Here is a 16,797-nt window from a genome sequence, read left to right as displayed (position 1 = left end):
TCGATCCTATCAAGCTTTGATATGCTCTACAACCAACAATGTTTCTGTTATTTTGCTTAAGCAACATATTGATGATATTGTTGCTTATCTTTTAAATGCTTGTTGCTACAATAGTGTGCGTTTATAATAAGAAACAACAACTGAACCGAAAGTGGTGTATAACTATGGCAAGCGTTCTTTCTCCCAATCCCAATGACCCCCGGGTTATTCGTACAAGACAGTTGATTTTGGATTCCTTTTTGGCACAACTTCATAATAGTGATTTTGACACAATTACGATTAGCGATATTACCAAGCATGCGACGATTAATCGCGCGACATTTTATGCTCATTTTCCTGATAAATATGCGTTACTTGAAGCGATTTTTTCGGATAGCTTTTTGCAATTCGTTGTTAATAAAGTAGATAATCATATTAATCTAACAGAAGAAATGATTTATGAGCTAGTGATGGCGCTATGTGAATATCATGATTCAAGTATGACTTGTATTAAAAAATACGATTCGGTTTCTGCCATTATGGAGGAAAATATTAAGACCCAACTAGAGAAATTTATACTTAAGTTAATTACTCAAGAACATGCTGATGCAGATCCTAATACATTAACAACGGCTGCTACAATGATCAGTTGGGCAATATATGGAGTGGCTTACCAGTGGAAAAAAAATAATCAGCAACAATCTTCATCTGCTCTGGCTGAAAGTGTAGTTCCGATTGTGATGAGCGGACTTCATATATTACATGCAACGCAAAAAGGCTGATATATAATATCAGCCTTTGGAGAACGGAAATAGATAAGCAAAAGGATCATCTGTACTTTTCTTTCGTTTATCCATATCAGCAGGTTTATCACTTGCAGCATAACTTGCACCAAGCAACACTACAACACATAACAATATCCATAACAGCAACCCGGCAATCCATAACATCTTATGCCCCTCATTTCTGTTTGTTTCAGATATTTTGTTTTTTGAGTACTGCATTTACAGATTCGGCACTAAGCAACATAGCAATCACAAAGATCAGCACGACAACAGGAAATAGCTGAATACTCCATTGAGAAGCTAAAATACCAAACAGCGGTGGCAAAAAGGTGGTACCTGTATAAGCGACAGCCATCTGGTAACCGATCAATTTAGCCGAATTGGCTTTGCCAAAGCGATGTGGCGTTTCATGGATTAATCCTGGATATACCGGTGCAAACCCTACACCAATCAGAATCAGTCCGATCATACTAGCGATGTCTGGTAAAGGAAGTAACATGATTACTCCTCCACTAACCGCTATAATCTGACCTGCCAAAATCAAAATACGGTTATTGACTTTGAGCGTGATAAATCCTGTAATCAATCGACCAACTGTAATTCCACCATAATATAAAGACACCCATAGAGCGGCTGTCTCAGCAGTCATGCCTTTTGCACCTACCAGATAACTAGCACCCCATAATCCTACAGTGGATTCTACTCCGCAGTAGAATAGGAATGCGATTAGAGTCATTTTGACGCCTTTGATACGGATTGGATGAACTTTTTTCACCTTCGAATCTGTAGACGTATCAGATATGGATGATAATGGATCAGATATATCAGTAGCTTCAGCTTTAGATTGCTGAAGATCGGCTACTTTTTTCCAAAGCGGTAATGTCACCAGTAAAATAAGTACCAGTCCCCACTGAATCATAGAAACGGTTGAATAGCCTTCACGCCACGATCCATGTTGAGCAATAAAGTAAGACATAATGATCGGGCCTGTCATAGCGCCCACTCCCCAGAAGCAGTGTAACCAGCTCATATGATGAGCTTTGTAATGATTGGCTACATAATGATTAAGTCCAGCATCTACCGCTCCTGCACCAAGCCCTAGCGGAATCGCTAATAGAGCTAACCATAACAATGAAGGGGCAAATGAAAATCCAAGCAAAGCACCAGCAGTTAAGGCACAGCTAAATAATGTAAGCTTACCTGTTCCCCACTTCTGAATAATAGTTCCACTTACTAGGCTGGATACAATTGTACCTGCGGCAATAATCATCGATAATAGACCCGCAGATTCAAGGGAAGCACCAATTTGTGGATGCATAACTGGCCATGCTGAACCAAGCAATGCATCTGGAATCCCCAGACTGATAAAAGCAAGATAAATAATAATCAAAAACCAAGTAGCCATAACGATAGAATCCCTCCGCATTTACTATTTCTATTTAAATAAACCAACTTAATAAAGATTATTTATTAAGTATGCAATAGAGAACATTGCCTGTCAATATGATTATAAACTATTTATAAAAAATACTCCCATTATACAATGAGAGCACTTAAATATTAGGAATATGTGAAAGAAAAGGTTCTAACGCTTTGAGAGTTAACCATTTCATCCCTACTTCAAAATCTTGAAGAAAAGAATCTAAAAAAATTAATTCAGGATATGAAGGCATCAACCGCTTGACTTGATAAGCTTCCCAATACGGATGCCACTCTTCTTCCTCAATATAACTTTGATACATAATAATCTGTTGTGGTGCTAGAATCGCATTCGTTGTCTGTACCAATTGACACAGCGTTTCGATAAATGTATCTTTGCTCAGATCGCTTTCCCAATCAATATCGATCGGCAAAAATTTGATCTCTCCTGCCATGCCATGTTTTCCTTTGATCAATTGTCCATTCAGATGGATACCCATACCCGGACAATATTTTTCTGGAAAATACATGCCAACTATACATTGCTCTTGTGGAGAATCTTGTTTTACATAATATCCAGTGATCGCGGCATTAATATCATTTTCCAACACAACAGGAATCCCAAAATGAGATTGGATATCTTCACTCATTCGTACACCTTGCAAGTTCGGATGACTACTCACAATAATCTGTCCGTCGATCGCTTGACCGGGAATACCGACACCAATCACTTTAATCGCAGGATAACGATCAAGATAATAAGCGATCATTTCATAAAAGCTAGTACGTTCAAAGATCGGCATATGATATTCTTGTTTCTCCAAAATATCTTCTCGCAAATTGATAACGCTGGCTGAAATAGTATCTTTGCCTTGCTTCACGTTCATATAGATCACTAATGCCATACTGAAATCATAATTATAACGATACGTTAGAGCAGGTCGTCCACCATTAGAAGGAATCATTTTATCTTCAGCAATCTCACCTTGCTCTACCAAATCTCTAATCAGCGAGTTGATCGTTACTACACTCAATTGAGTCAATTCAGCGATTTGCGGTTTGGTGCCTACTTCGATATCTTTCATCACCCGGCGCACATTGCTTAGATTAATTTCTTTGATTAAATGTGTACTTATCTTTTTCATAATAACCTTTCCTGACATATAATAAATAGGGTTTATTTAGTATGTGTGAAATCCTATAGACTTGTCAAGAAAAGCAGTAGTGATCGAGATCAATAGTTATGCGAGCCGTCTCTTCAAGTATAATTCAGGTCATTATATAAGATCGTTATACTACTGTTTTGACACCGAATCCGATAAGCGCAAGCCAAGTCAATTTTTGAAAAACAAGTTGTACTTTAGGTTTTTGCAATAGAGGTTGAACATGTTGCAGTAACCACACCAGTACGACAAACTAGAGCACTGCAATGGAAGTAAGAATAAATCCTAAATACAGTAATTGCGTATGAATATGATCCTGTGTATTGATAAATTGAAGAATAAATGTAACCTATACGCCATTAACCTGTCGTTAGACCATACATTTTGCAAGCTTCTTCTAATCCACCGACAAAATACGTTTCTGAAGTGGTAAATGCCCATTCCCCATCAATTTTGCGGAATTGACCTAATACTAACGTATCACACACCGTACTCGGCATATATTCGAAAGTATGATACAAATTCAATTCATTATCTATTGTTAATTCGACTTTTTGCTTGTACGCATCCAGTGAACCTACAATAACAATCTTCTCGCAATAAGTCGGCAAGCTGGATAGATCAATATACATCATTTTTTCCCATGCTGTATCATTAATTAGTCGTATACACCCACTTGGATGATCGGTCTGATTATAGAAAATAAGATCTTCATCACTTTCACATTGATCAGATCCATTGACTAGAAAAGCAGAGATATCAATATCGATTTCATCTTCTGCATCTTTTTTGGAAAGTTTGAGCTTGAGCTCATTTTCATCAGAGACACCGATACGTGAGCGTAGGCGATCTTCCACTTTGGCTAACTGCATCTTGTCCCATATTTCTACATCTAACTGTTCTGCTAATTGCAGAGCGGCACGACTAAAGTAGTTGGTGGCTACCACCATATATTTATCACAATTGTACATACGTGCACCTGCATAGACTTCTTGTACCGCTTTGATCGGTACGACATTGCTAAAGCATTTTAACTGTACAGCTTTGCGTACTCCACCTTTAATAGCGATTAGGTCTACACCATAATCCGGTGCATATGGATCACTGGTAGGCACTTCTACTTCATAACCCAATTTGGTAAACAAATCCTGCATATGATACTCAAACGTTTTCCCATTTAGAGCAATATCTTCTAAGACTTCAGCTGTAAAATTATACGTATCTGTTAGATCAGGGATTCCATAATTTGCACCGATTTTTTCCATGCCTGCATTATAACCATTCCCAATTGCATTAAAGCGCCATTCTTGCTTGTAATAATACAATGCACCTAGTTCCAGCGCAGTATTCGATGCACACGTCTCCATATCGATCTGAAAACGAATCAATTCACGATTATCGTAAGTCAGCACCCGAATATACAATTGTTCAGGTGTACCATCAGGCATAACTAGCGTAAATAGAATCTTATCTTGCCCTGCTTGTTCTATCGCGGATAGATTAACTGTATATTGCTCCATATCTTCTGTCGGTAGTTCTCGACCATCTACATGCGTCATACCGATCGTTGATTTGTTACCGAAAAAAGCGATATTTTCTGCATCCGCTAATTGGTTATTAGTCAGCAACATCGCAGCGCTTAGACATTCTCCTTCTACTGTTTTCCAACCAATGCCTACTTTTAGATTGGTTTGTTCTACTTTAGACTTGGAGCCTTTGATCACATGTTGCGAATCCGCCGTATTTTCGATCTGGCTGATTCGTACTCGTCCATGCATTGGTAGATCAGTTTTGTTCACATACTGAGCAAATTTATTCAGCAGTTTGCGATACAATACAGACGTGGCTAGACTAGATATTTTGGGAATATGGGTCAGTATAATATTTTTGGGTGGCTTAGTAGCACAGCGTAACGGCGATCCCTTGATCGAGACAAAATTCCAGAACATATGCGGGGCATTCATCGACTGAATTACTCGTGTATAAGGTGTAACTTCTTCGTCTGTGAACCAGATAATATGAGTTAATTCGCTGGTATGAAACAGTTCTGCAAATAAATCTATTTTTTCTCCGCGTAATGCGTCTTTGCCATAAATCTGTGTTTTCATATATTGGGAAGCGGTATGCTCTGTAAAATCAGGTAATTGATAAAAAGATCCTTCGATCTGCGCCACGACTTGAATCTCACCAAACATCGATAATGGAGAAAGCTTGGTCAATACGGATTGCATATTATTACGTTTCATATATCGTTGTAAGCCGTCGGCTGTATTAATGATAAATATGTACCTCATTTTGGAACCATCGACATCCTGGCGGTTAAGGTAAGACTGATATGATGCTCTATAGTTAGTCGTCGAACTCATGTGAAAACTCCTTTAGTGAAAAAGATAGAAAAAAAGATAGAAACGATATTTAGGTGATCTAATAATCATTTATATTATTCTAACTTTACCTCTTTTTTCCTAAGAAGGAAATGAAATATTTTATGGTGATTAGTACATTGTGCTTTGGGTCTAATATAATGAGGAGAGCGATATGGTGGAAGGAGAAAAAGAATGACATCATTAAAATGGGTTACTACATCAATCTGGGATGAATCATTATGGCAAAAGATTCAACCCATTTATGAAGAAGCATTTCCACATGGAGCGAAGCCTAAGCGGATTTTGCGGATCATGCTTGAACAGAAAAATTCATTTATTCACGCCTTATTTGATCAAGAACAGGTTATCGCTATGGCTATTACCGGTCTGGTCGGTTCGGCTGCTGAATCTATATTAATTATTGATTATATGGCTGTGCATCAAGATTGGCGAGATCAAGGAATAGGTCTATCTTTTTTGGAGCAAATCAAACAGTGGGCTATTGATGAACACGGTATCGCTGCTATTGTGATCGAGGTAGAAGCAGAAGATACTCCGCTCAATCGAAGTCGATTATTATTTTGGGAAAAGTGCGGGTTTATAGCGACTTCTTATGTACATCAATATATCTGGGTTCCAGAACCTTATCGTGCAATGGTATTGCCGTTACAGACTGATTTTGCTGTAACCGATCAAGGCGAATCGTTATTTCGTTATATTACTTCTTTCCATGAAAAAGCCTACCGTAAAAGGTAGGCTTTATTGGTTATCTATCAAGTTATAGAATGGGATGACAGTACATATTTAGTCAATATCGTTGTTGTACTTTAACGTAGTAGATAGTATACGCATGTCTATTGTTTATACCTTTATAGCGCAGGAGCTGTGAAAGAACGTCCGGCAAACTCTGTATCCATCATATAAAAAGCATTACTATCTTGCTCAATACGACGTAACTTTTGAATCAGATTATCGAATAAAGACTCTTCTTCAACTTGTTCGTCGATAAACCATTTTAAGAAATAGATCGTTGCATGCTCACGCTCATTAAGCGCTAGATCTGCAAGATGATAGAATTTTTCTGTATTTCTTTTCTCATGTGCATAACCATGTTCAAAAACATCAAGCATAGATGTATATTCATTCGTAGGTTCTGGCATAGCTGTCAGTGTAGCACGATAACCACGATCATTTAGAAATTTGTAGATTTTCATCGCATGGAAACGTTCCTCTTCTGCTTGTACAATAAAGAAATTTGCAAATCCATCCAGACTTTCTCCTGAACAGTATGCCGCCATCGCCATATACGTATGTGCAGAGTAAAATTCAAAATTCATTTGTTCATTTAGTGCATGTACTAATTCAGTAGCCATAATCCGAACACCTCAACCTCTATGTAATATGAATTGATTATAACACACAATTGACGCACTAATTTTGAATATCCAGTGACACCAAATTGTGACGAAATTGGGTGTAGTAAATATCCCCAGCATAAGCCTTTATATGCTCTACAGCAAACTAACTAAAAAACAGGATCATTTGCACTAAAATATGCAGATGATCCTGTCTGTATGTGTTATGCCTTGCAATAATTAACGATTAGACGATTGAAGCAATCTTGGATTTTCTACTGTATTTTCAGAATACGTCGATGGAGCACTTTCCAAAGTTGGCTCTTCTTTCATCGAAAAAAGGGCTTTTACTTCATTCAGACATAACTTGAATGAGTTACCGATTTCTTTAGTATTTTGCCCTGCACCTTTAATCGTAGCCATAGCTACTTTCAAATCGGCTGACTTCTGCCCTGCTTGTTCTTTAATCCGATCAACATTTTTCTTTACGCCATCCACATCTTTTTTGACATCATCTAATGTCAATTTAATCTGATCTGCTGTGCTTTTGCACTTATCGATACTTTTTTTGATATCTTTAATCGGGTTACCCATAGGAACGCCTCCTTGTGTCTTTCTTAATGTTCTCATACTCTCTATTACCCAAAATGACCAACTTAACGTAAAAGATTACTTTTTGCTAAATCAATAATCTCATCGCCACGTCCATTTAAGATAGCTTTCATGCTCCATACTGTAAATCCTTCTGCTTGTTTGAGAGTGATTTTCGGTGGCATGGATAGTTCTTGACGGTTAATAACCACATCAAGCAATACAGGTCCATCATGAGCGAGCATGCGTTCAATAGCAGAAGGCAAATCCGCCGGATCTTCTACTCGAATTCCCATAATGCCCAGTGCATTAGCTACAGCAGCAAAGTCAGGATTAACTAGCGAAGTCCCTGTTTCAAGGAATCCAGCGGCTTTCATTTCCAGTTCAACGAATCCTAGTGCTCCATTGTTAAATACAACCGTTTTGATCGGCAATTGGTGTTGTTTTAACGTTAATAGATCGCCCATTAGCATTGATAGTCCACCATCACCGGATAAAGAGATCACCTGACGCTCTGGAGCGGTTGCTTGTGCTCCAATCGCTTGCGGAAGAGCGTTAGCCATCGTTCCATGATTAAATGAGCCTAGAAGACGACGTTGACCGTTCATTTGCAAATAACGAGCTGCCCATACAGTCGGTGTCCCTACATCTGCTGTAAAGATCGCATCTGCTGTAGCTGCATCGCTTAACAATTTCATTAAATATTGTGGATGAATCGGAGTATGCCCTGGTTTGCCGACAGCCAGTTCATCTAACCCTTCGCGTACTTTAGTGTAACGATCTACACATTTCTGCAAATGATTCGAATCATGTTCTGTTGTAAGTAAAGGTAATAGTTGTTCTATCGTATGTTTGACATCTCCACATAATCCGTAGTTCACATTGGTGCGTCTTCCGATATGAGAAGGATCGATATCTACTTGCAAAATAATCGCTTTTTCAGGGTAAAATTGACGATACGGGAAATCAGTACCTAGCATGAGCAGTACATCACAATCCATCATCGTATGATAACCGGATGAATACCCGATTAATCCCGATAAACCTGCAAAATAAGGATTATTATACTCTAAATGTTCTTTTCCTCTAAGTGCTGTGACCATTGGAGATTGAAGACGCTCTGCTAATTGCATCACTTCTGCATGTGCTCCTTTACAACCTGCACCACATAAAAGACTGATTTTTTTACCTTCGTTTAAGTAAGTAGCCAGCTTTTGCAATTCATCTGCTGAAGGATGAACGACCGGACGAGTAACATGAGCCGGAATGTCGGATACCGGGTGTTTTCCCGATTCTAGAGCAGCAATATCTCCTGGTAAAATAATAACAGATACTGTCGATTGAGCAATCGCTGTCTGAATTGCCATATTGATCGTACGTGGCATTTGCTTCTCTGTCATAATCGTTTCGCAAAAAGAACTACATTCTTGAAAGATCTGTTCAGGATGAGTCGCTTGAAAATAGCTACTTCCAATCTCATCGCTTGGAATATGAGCAGCAATCGCCAATACAGGCACACGATTACGATAACAATCATACAGTCCATTAATCAAATGCAGATTTCCCGGTCCACTACTTCCTGCACATACAGCAATACTGCCTTCTAATTCAGCTTCTGCACCTGCGGCAAATGCAGCCACTTCTTCATGACGAACATGTATCCATTCTATTTTGCCAGATCGACGTACAGAGTCCATAACTGCATTCAGTGAATCCCCTACAATTCCGTAAATGCGTTTAACACCTGAGTTAATTAATGTTTCTACAACGGAATCTGCAATATTTTTTTTCATACACAGTCACCTTCTCTTTTCCTATAGTCTATATTTTATTTGTTCTTTCGACATAATTCATTCTTTACCCGCAGATAAGGTATTCTCAAACAATATGTAAATATATACAAAAACCCTCTACCAGATAAATAGGTAAAGGGCTCTTATTGATAAAAAATATATACTACGATATCCGATAATTATAGATCAAAATATTACATATCCTTTTGTCATCCAAATGGATAGTTATCAAATCTTAATCTTCGAACTCTACATTGTGATAGACCTGTTGTACATCTTCCAAATCTTCAAGTGCATCAATCAATTTCTCAAATTGTGCATATGTCGCTTCATCAGGAAGAGTCAGGTAGTTTTGTGGTAACATCGTCAATTCAGCAACCGTAAATTCAGTTACACCTGCTTCTTTGAACGCTTCTTGTACCGCATGGAATTGATCAGGTTCTGCATAAACGATTACCGCTTCATCTTCTTCAAGAATATCGCGTGCGTCTACATCAGCTTCCATCAGAATTTCCAATACTTCATCAGCCGTTTTGCCAGTGATTCCGATAACAGCTGTAGAATCGAACATGTAAGCTACAGAACCAGCTACACCCATATTACCGCCATTTTTGTTAAAAGCAGAACGAACTTCTGGTGCAGTACGGTTTACGTTATTGGTTAACGCATCTACGATAATCATCGAACCGTTTGGACCAAAGCCTTCATAACGAAGTTCAGCATATTGCTCATCTCCGCTACCTTTTGCTTTTTCAAGTGCACGATCAATAATCGCTTTAGGTACGTTATATGTTTTTGCGCGTTCTACAACGACTTTCAAAGCACGGTTAGATTCTGGATCTGGATCGCCTTTTTTCGCAGCTACATAAATTTCAACTCCAAATTTAGCGTATACACGACTTGTGTTAGCATCTTTTGAAGCTTTTTTCTCTTTAATATTATTCCATTTACGGCCCATAGTTATCCCGCTCTCTTTCTAATATTAAATCTATATAATCAGTCAGTGTCTAATTATACTCGTAAAAAGATGCGTGAACAAGTTCATTCCTGCTGTTTTTGTTCATTTTGGTTCATAATAACGTATACGATGAAGCAATTGCTTGATAATAATAGCACTCTTTGCCCATATCTATTTGCCTTACAGAAGGAATGTTTTATTATGGTAATTTGATAAATGTGATAATCGACATAGGTTATTCTATTCTTCTGGTTCCTATACAAATGCAAACTAGATCACACACAAAACGCAAAAAAGCACCACAATATAGATAGTGATATCTATACTGTAGTGCTTCTTAGATGACATGTATTTACGTTGCTTTTATAATCATATGAATAGAATCGCTTATGACTATGCAAAACGATATTTATGTACCTACTTTAAATCAAGCCCGATTTACAGCGATCCACCTGTTTTGAACTTGCGGATATTGACGATAATATTATAGATGGTGCCTACAATATACACAGCAAGTAATACATAAGCGATCAGATTGGCTCCAGAAGACTTAACATAGATCAGTAGATAAAGAGCAACAAAAAGAAATTCAGTATTGATAAATACAAACAACAGCTTTTTAGCGATTTCTTCCGGTGTGAAAGCAAGAATAGCATTATTTTCGACAACAGTCTCACTTTGCGTACGCTTTTTACTCAAGCTCATCCAGCGTAATCCGGTGATGATAATTCCTACAGCAATCAAACCAATCACTATCAATAAAGCAATCTCCAGCTTGTTCATTTGATTCTCCTTTGAAGTAAATAAAAAGTAGGTTATGTTCTTTTTTTCCAAATAATGATAGACTTCGTTTTACATTATACAATAACTTTTATATCAATATATACATTTAAAAATAATCAACAAAAAAAGAGTGCTTGAGAGCACTCTTTTGCAATCTATACGTACAGTTAATGATCTTAAAATACTTTTGTTGTCCAATCTTCACAGTTCCAAGTCTCTGTCACGATATCACGATAGAATTCAGGTTCGTGAGAGATCATTAAGATACTGCCTTTGTATGCTTGAAGTGCGCGTTTTAATTCATCTTTGGCATCGACATCCAAATGGTTCGTCGGCTCATCGAGTACCAGAATATTGGTTTCACGATTAATTAATTTACATAGACGTACTTTTGCTTTTTCGCCACCGCTCAGGACAGCGATTTTACTTTCGATATGTTTGGTTGTTAGACCACATTTCGCCAGTGCAGCACGAACTTCAAATTGGGAATACGAAGGGAACTCTTTCCATATTTCTTCGATACAAGAATTGTAGTTATCGCCTTTCATTTCTTGTTCAAAGTAACCGATTTGCTGATGTTCTCCACGTTGTACTGTACCTGAAATAGCTTGAATTTCGCCCAAAATACTACGTAGCAAGGTCGTTTTACCGATACCATTCGCACCGACCAACGCAATTTTCTGACCGCGTTCCATTTTGAGATCAAGTGGTCTGGACAATGGCTCATCATAACCAATAATCAAATTGTTCGTTTCAAAAATTAATTTACCTGCGGTACGACCGACTTTGAAGTTGAACTGTGGCTTCGGACGTTCTTGCGCAAGCTCGATCACATCCATTTTATCCAGCTTCTTCTGACGGGACATCGCCATATTACGAGTCGCTACACTGGCTTTGTTACGTGCAACAAAATCTTTCAATTGTGAAATTTCTTGCTGTTGACGTTTGAAAGCTGATTCTAACTGTTGCTTTTTCATTTCGTAGACTTCTTGGAAATAATCATAGTCGCCAACATAACGGCTTAATTCTTGATTTTCCATATGATAAATAATATTAATTACACTGTTCAAGAATGGAATATCATGCGAGATTAGAATAAACGCATTCTCATAATCAATCAAATAGCGCTTCAACCATTCAATATGCACTTCATCCAGATAGTTGGTCGGCTCATCCAGCAAAAGAATATCTGGTTTTTCAAGTAGCAATTTAGCAAGTAACACTTTGGTACGTTGGCCACCACTCAGATCGTTTACGTCTTTGTCCAGACCAATATCGGTTAATCCCAGACCACGCGCTGTCTCATCGACTTTGGCATCGATCAAGTAAAAGTCCTGGTTGGTTAATGTATCTTGAATCGTACCTACTTGCTCTAGCAATTCTTCTAATTCTTCAGGAGTCACATCTCCCATTTTGCCGTACATATCATTCATTTCTTGCTCCATATCAAGCAAGTACTGGAAAGCGCCTTTTAATACATCACGAATACTCATGCCTTTATCCAGCACAGCATGTTGATCCAAATAACCAACACGTACACGCTTCGACCATTCTACTTTACCTTCGTCTGGCTGTAATTTACCTGTAACGATATTCATAAAAGTAGACTTACCTTCACCATTTGCTCCGATTAAGCCAATATGTTCGCCTTTTAACAGACGGAACGATACATCTTTAAAAATAGCACGATCACCAAATCCGTGACTTAACTTCTCTACATTCAATATACTCATGGTTGATATAACACCTTTTCTGTTAGACTTTTTTCCTCGTTTTATTATAGGGGGAAATCGCTAACAACTCAACGGAATAATCTCATGATGTACGAATAATTAGTAAGAACATACAAAAATCCTTTACAGCATCAAAGGCACTGTAAAGGATTTTTGAACAATCATATCAATCTACTCTTCTATTACTAAGCATTAAGCATGAAATTGCATACCATCTAATACTTCTTCTACATACCCTGCACGAATAACAAAATCACCGAAATGTTCGCCAGCGATCCGTTCTTTGGCATATTGATTGACCATTGGACGTAGTGAATTTAAAATCTCTTCTTCGCCAATGTTTTCTTTGTATAGCTTGTTCAGACGATGCCCTGTAAAGCTACCGCCTAGATACATATTGTATTTACCTGGAGCTTTACCGATAAATGAAATCTCAGCCAGTGCCGGACGTGCACATCCATTCGGGCAACCGGTCATCCGAATCACGATATCTTCATCGCGCAGACCTGCTTCTTCTAAGATCGGTTCGATTTTGTCGATCAATTCAGGTAAATAACGCTCAGCTTCTGCCATCGCCATTCCACATGTTGGTAATGATACACAAGCCATCGAATTACGACGAAGCGCTGAATAATGAGCACCTGCGGTTAATTGATAACGCTCAATCAGTTCTTCAATCTTTTTCTTTTTGCGACTGCTTACATTACCGATAATTAGATTTTGATTGGCTGTTAGACGGAAGTCACCATCGTGAATTTTGGCAATTTCACGCAAGCCCGTCATCAATTGATAATCACCATCATCCATAATACGTCCATTTTGGATAAATAAAGTTAAGTGGGATCTACCATTGTTCCCTTTCACCCAACCATAACGATCTCCATTATGGTCAAAATGGAATGGACGCGCACCCTGTAACTGCCAGCCTAGACGTTCGTGTAATTCATCCACGAACCACTGTAGTCCACGATCATCTATAGTGTATTTGAAGCGAGCATGCTTACGTACAGCACGATCACCATAATCACGTTGAATGGTAACTGTTTTCTCAGCAACATCAATCATTTGCTCTGGTGTACAGAAGCCGATTACTTTAGACACTTGCGGATAGGTTTTATCATCTCCGTGTGTCATTCCCATACCGCCACCAACCGAAACGTTAAATCCGAGCAGCACATCATTTTCGACCACAGCGATAAACCCTAAATCTTGTGAAAATACATCAACATCATTAGAAGGTGGAACCGCAATCCCAATCTTGAACTTACGCGGCAAATAGACTGCGCCGTAGATCGGTTCTGGATCTACCTCATTGCTGTCGATAATCTTTTCTTCATCTAACCAGATTTCATGGTAGGCTCTTGTTTTGGGATCTAAATGTTCACTGACTTTACAAGCCCATTCATACACCTGAGCATGAACATCTGATTGATATGGATTCGGATTGCACATCACATTACGGTTCACGTCACCACAAGCCGCAAGTGTGCTTAGTAGCGATTCATTCACTTCACGAATCGTATTTTTGAGATTCCATTTCAGCACACCATGCAACTGGAATGATTGACGGGTCGTTAAGCGAATCGTATCATTGCCGTATTTATGAGAAATGCTGTCCATCATCAGCCATTGTGCAGGAGTGACTACACCACCAGAAGCACGCACACGTAGCATAAATTGATACGCAGGTTCTAACTTTTGCTTATTACGTTCGGTACGCAGATCACGATCATCTTGCATATAGCTACCATGATGCTTCATCAGACGGTTATCATCTTCTGGAATCGAACCGGTAATTGGATCTTTCAATGTTTCTTCTAAGCTACCTCGTAAATAATTACTATTGCGCTTAATATCCTCAACATCGCTATGTGCTCGATCATGCGGAGGATACGGTTTTTCTTTTTCTAGATTCCCCATCTAATTGTCTCCTCTCGATATCTACAGAATGATTGACGTTCAACCGTTTGGAACCTTGAACGTTTAATACACATCCCGTTGATAACGTTTTTCCTGTTGCATACATGTTAAATATTCAGTCGCTTCTTCAGGGCTTAGTTGACCTTCTTGAGCGATAATTTTTTCTAGGGTCAAATGGACATCGTTCGCCATCTGTTTCTCGTCACCACACACATAGATAGCTGCTCCTTCTTGAAGCCACTCGAACAACTCTTTACTACGTTCTAACATACGGTGTTGTACATATACTTTCTCAGCCGTATCGCGTGAAAAAGCAACATCCATTCGTGTTAATACACCATCTTTAAGCCAGCGTTGCCATTCGGTCTGATACAAGAAATCAGTCGCAAAATGCTGATCTCCATAGAACAACCATGATTTACCGGAAGCTCCTGTTTCTTCACGCTCACCGACAAATGCTCTAAAAGGAGCGACTCCTGTACCCGGCCCAATCATAATAATCGGGGTATCTGGATTCTCTGGCAGACGGAAATTATCGTTATGTTGAATATAGACCGGCAATGTATCACCAGCTTCCAGACGTTCTGCTAAATGTATAGAACATACTCCATACCGTTCACGACCTCGTGCTTCATAGCGTACAGCACGTACAGTCACATGAACTTCTTCTGGAAAAGCTTGCGGGCTACTTGCAATTGAATACAATCGTGCAGGAATTTTGCGTAATACCGATGTGAAATCTTGTGCAGATACACCTGCAAATGAATGATCTTGTATCAGATCAAGCAGATCGATGCCACTGATATAAGTACGTAGTTCTTGTTCACGACCAGATGCTACTAATGCTTTCAATTCATCACTTGCAGACAACGCTGCTAATTGCTGCACAATCGGCTTCGTAACGGTTGTAATCTCATAATGATGAAGCAAAGCTTCGTGTAGAGAGGCTTGATCTCCATGCTTGCTGATCGTAACTACTTCATCGCTATTCCAGTTCATCGCAGAGATAATGTCACTTACCAGTTGCGGATGGTTCTGCGGATACACACCCAAACTGTCACCAGGTTGGTATTCTAAGTTAGAACTTTCTAATGAAAGTTCTATATGACGGGTCTCCCGACTGGAACCACGTCCGTTAAGATTTAAATTTTCGAGCACTTCTGCTTGAAAAGGATTGGTACGTGTATATTCAGACTCTACTGTTGCACTAGCAGTCGCCGAAGAATTTACAGCTACTGAAGGGCTAGACGTCTCCGCAGATTGCGTCAAAGCTGTCAGTACATCGTTCATCCATGCTGTCGCTGGTTCTTCAAAATCCACATCACAATCTACACGCGGTACAAGGCGTTCTGCACCCAGTTCTTCTAAGCGTTTATCGAAATCTTTTCCGGTCTGGCAAAAGAATTCGTAAGATGTATCGCCCAATCCAAGCACTGCAAAGCGTGCATGATCTAATTGAGGCGCTCGTTTGCTATGCACAAATTCAAAAAAAGGAATCGCATTATCCGGCGGATCTCCTTCTCCTTGTGTACTTACCACGATCAGCAGATTTTCTACTTTTTTCAACTGATTAGTCTTAAAATCACCCATCGATGAAAGTGTAATCTGAAAACCTTGCTCTTCTAATTTTTTCGCCATTTTTTTGGCTAAGCCATTACTATTTCCGGTCTGTGATCCAAAAAGGATTGTAACGTCTTTGGAAAGGGTTACGGTTGCTTGTCCATTGCTTGTTTCTACTGGCGCAGCAACAGCGTTTGCTGTTGTCGGACCTGCCGCTGATTCAGGCAATGCTGCAATATATCCACTAAGCCAAATACGTTGTGTTGTATTAAGTGTAGGCAGAAGACGATTAAGCAGATCGACCTGCTCTTGATTAAAAGGACTATTCATCACTTGAAGTTCCAACAATATCCACCCCATCTGTAGCATCCTGCGATACTAATTCCTAGTAT

Annotated in this window: 14 protein-coding genes; 2 read left to right on the top strand and 12 right to left on the bottom strand. The window is 39.0% G+C overall.

What is annotated here, in order from left to right:
- Positions 1-164 precede the first annotated feature (164 nt).
- Complete coding sequence (locus PQ460_RS12230; protein ID WP_274169926.1) at positions 165-761, top strand: TetR/AcrR family transcriptional regulator; 597 nt, start codon at positions 165-167, stop codon at positions 759-761.
- 9 nt (positions 762-770) lie between these two features.
- On the opposite strand, the gene PQ460_RS12225 is transcribed toward PQ460_RS12230, so the two are convergent.
- The 4 genes from PQ460_RS12225 to PQ460_RS12210 form a co-directional block, all read right to left on the bottom strand.
- Positions 771-929 (bottom strand): hypothetical protein, encoded by a 159-nt coding sequence (locus tag PQ460_RS12225; RefSeq protein WP_274169925.1) that lies wholly within the window; start codon positions 927-929, stop codon positions 771-773.
- A gap of 25 nt (positions 930-954) precedes the next feature.
- Positions 955-2,169 (bottom strand): MFS transporter, encoded by a 1,215-nt coding sequence (locus PQ460_RS12220; RefSeq protein ID WP_274169924.1) that lies wholly within the window; start codon positions 2,167-2,169, stop codon positions 955-957.
- Between the two features lie 148 nt (positions 2,170-2,317).
- Positions 2,318-3,328, bottom strand: a complete 1,011-nt coding sequence (locus PQ460_RS12215; RefSeq protein ID WP_273612409.1) for an ROK family protein — start codon at positions 3,326-3,328, stop codon at positions 2,318-2,320.
- Positions 3,329-3,705: 377 nt separating this feature from the next.
- Positions 3,706-5,712, bottom strand: a complete 2,007-nt coding sequence (locus PQ460_RS12210; protein ID WP_274169923.1) for a TerD family protein — start codon at positions 5,710-5,712, stop codon at positions 3,706-3,708.
- A 192-nt stretch (positions 5,713-5,904) separates the two neighbouring features.
- On the opposite strand from PQ460_RS12210, the gene PQ460_RS12205 reads away from it, so the two are divergent.
- Positions 5,905-6,468: a GNAT family N-acetyltransferase gene (locus PQ460_RS12205; RefSeq protein ID WP_273612411.1), complete on the top strand. Its 564-nt coding sequence runs from the start codon at positions 5,905-5,907 to the stop codon at positions 6,466-6,468.
- Positions 6,469-6,581: 113 nt separating this feature from the next.
- Here PQ460_RS12205 and PQ460_RS12200 read toward each other — a convergent pair whose 3' ends face one another.
- From PQ460_RS12200 to PQ460_RS12165, 8 genes are all read right to left on the bottom strand, one after another.
- Entirely contained in the window at positions 6,582-7,085 is a 504-nt protein-coding gene (locus PQ460_RS12200) for a ferritin (protein ID WP_273612412.1), read from the bottom strand.
- Positions 7,086-7,307: 222 nt separating this feature from the next.
- Complete coding sequence (locus tag PQ460_RS12195) at positions 7,308-7,661, bottom strand: DUF948 domain-containing protein (protein WP_274169922.1); 354 nt, start codon at positions 7,659-7,661, stop codon at positions 7,308-7,310.
- 62 nt (positions 7,662-7,723) lie between these two features.
- The gene (gene poxB, locus PQ460_RS12190; RefSeq protein ID WP_274169921.1) at positions 7,724-9,451 is read right to left on the bottom strand and encodes a ubiquinone-dependent pyruvate dehydrogenase; all 1,728 of its coding nucleotides are present in this window, start codon (positions 9,449-9,451) and stop codon (positions 7,724-7,726) included.
- A 235-nt stretch (positions 9,452-9,686) separates the two neighbouring features.
- Positions 9,687-10,409, bottom strand: a complete 723-nt coding sequence (locus PQ460_RS12185; RefSeq protein ID WP_273612415.1) for a YebC/PmpR family DNA-binding transcriptional regulator — start codon at positions 10,407-10,409, stop codon at positions 9,687-9,689.
- A gap of 438 nt (positions 10,410-10,847) precedes the next feature.
- Positions 10,848-11,192 (bottom strand): hypothetical protein, encoded by a 345-nt coding sequence (locus tag PQ460_RS12180; protein ID WP_274169920.1) that lies wholly within the window; start codon positions 11,190-11,192, stop codon positions 10,848-10,850.
- Positions 11,193-11,368: 176 nt separating this feature from the next.
- A complete protein-coding gene (abc-f, locus tag PQ460_RS12175; protein WP_273612417.1) occupies positions 11,369-12,925 on the bottom strand; it encodes a ribosomal protection-like ABC-F family protein in 1,557 nt (518 codons plus the stop codon).
- A 192-nt stretch (positions 12,926-13,117) separates the two neighbouring features.
- Positions 13,118-14,845, bottom strand: a complete 1,728-nt coding sequence (cysI, locus tag PQ460_RS12170; RefSeq protein ID WP_274169919.1) for an assimilatory sulfite reductase (NADPH) hemoprotein subunit — start codon at positions 14,843-14,845, stop codon at positions 13,118-13,120.
- Positions 14,846-14,908: 63 nt separating this feature from the next.
- Positions 14,909-16,750 (bottom strand): assimilatory sulfite reductase (NADPH) flavoprotein subunit, encoded by a 1,842-nt coding sequence (locus PQ460_RS12165; protein ID WP_274172925.1) that lies wholly within the window; start codon positions 16,748-16,750, stop codon positions 14,909-14,911.
- Positions 16,751-16,797 lie beyond the last annotated feature (47 nt).

This window comes from Paenibacillus sp. KACC 21273 (genome assembly GCF_028736095.1).
GTDB classification, from domain to species: domain Bacteria; phylum Bacillota; class Bacilli; order Paenibacillales; family Paenibacillaceae; genus Saccharibacillus; species Saccharibacillus kyungheensis.
This window is presented reverse-complemented; position numbering and strand designations above follow the sequence as displayed.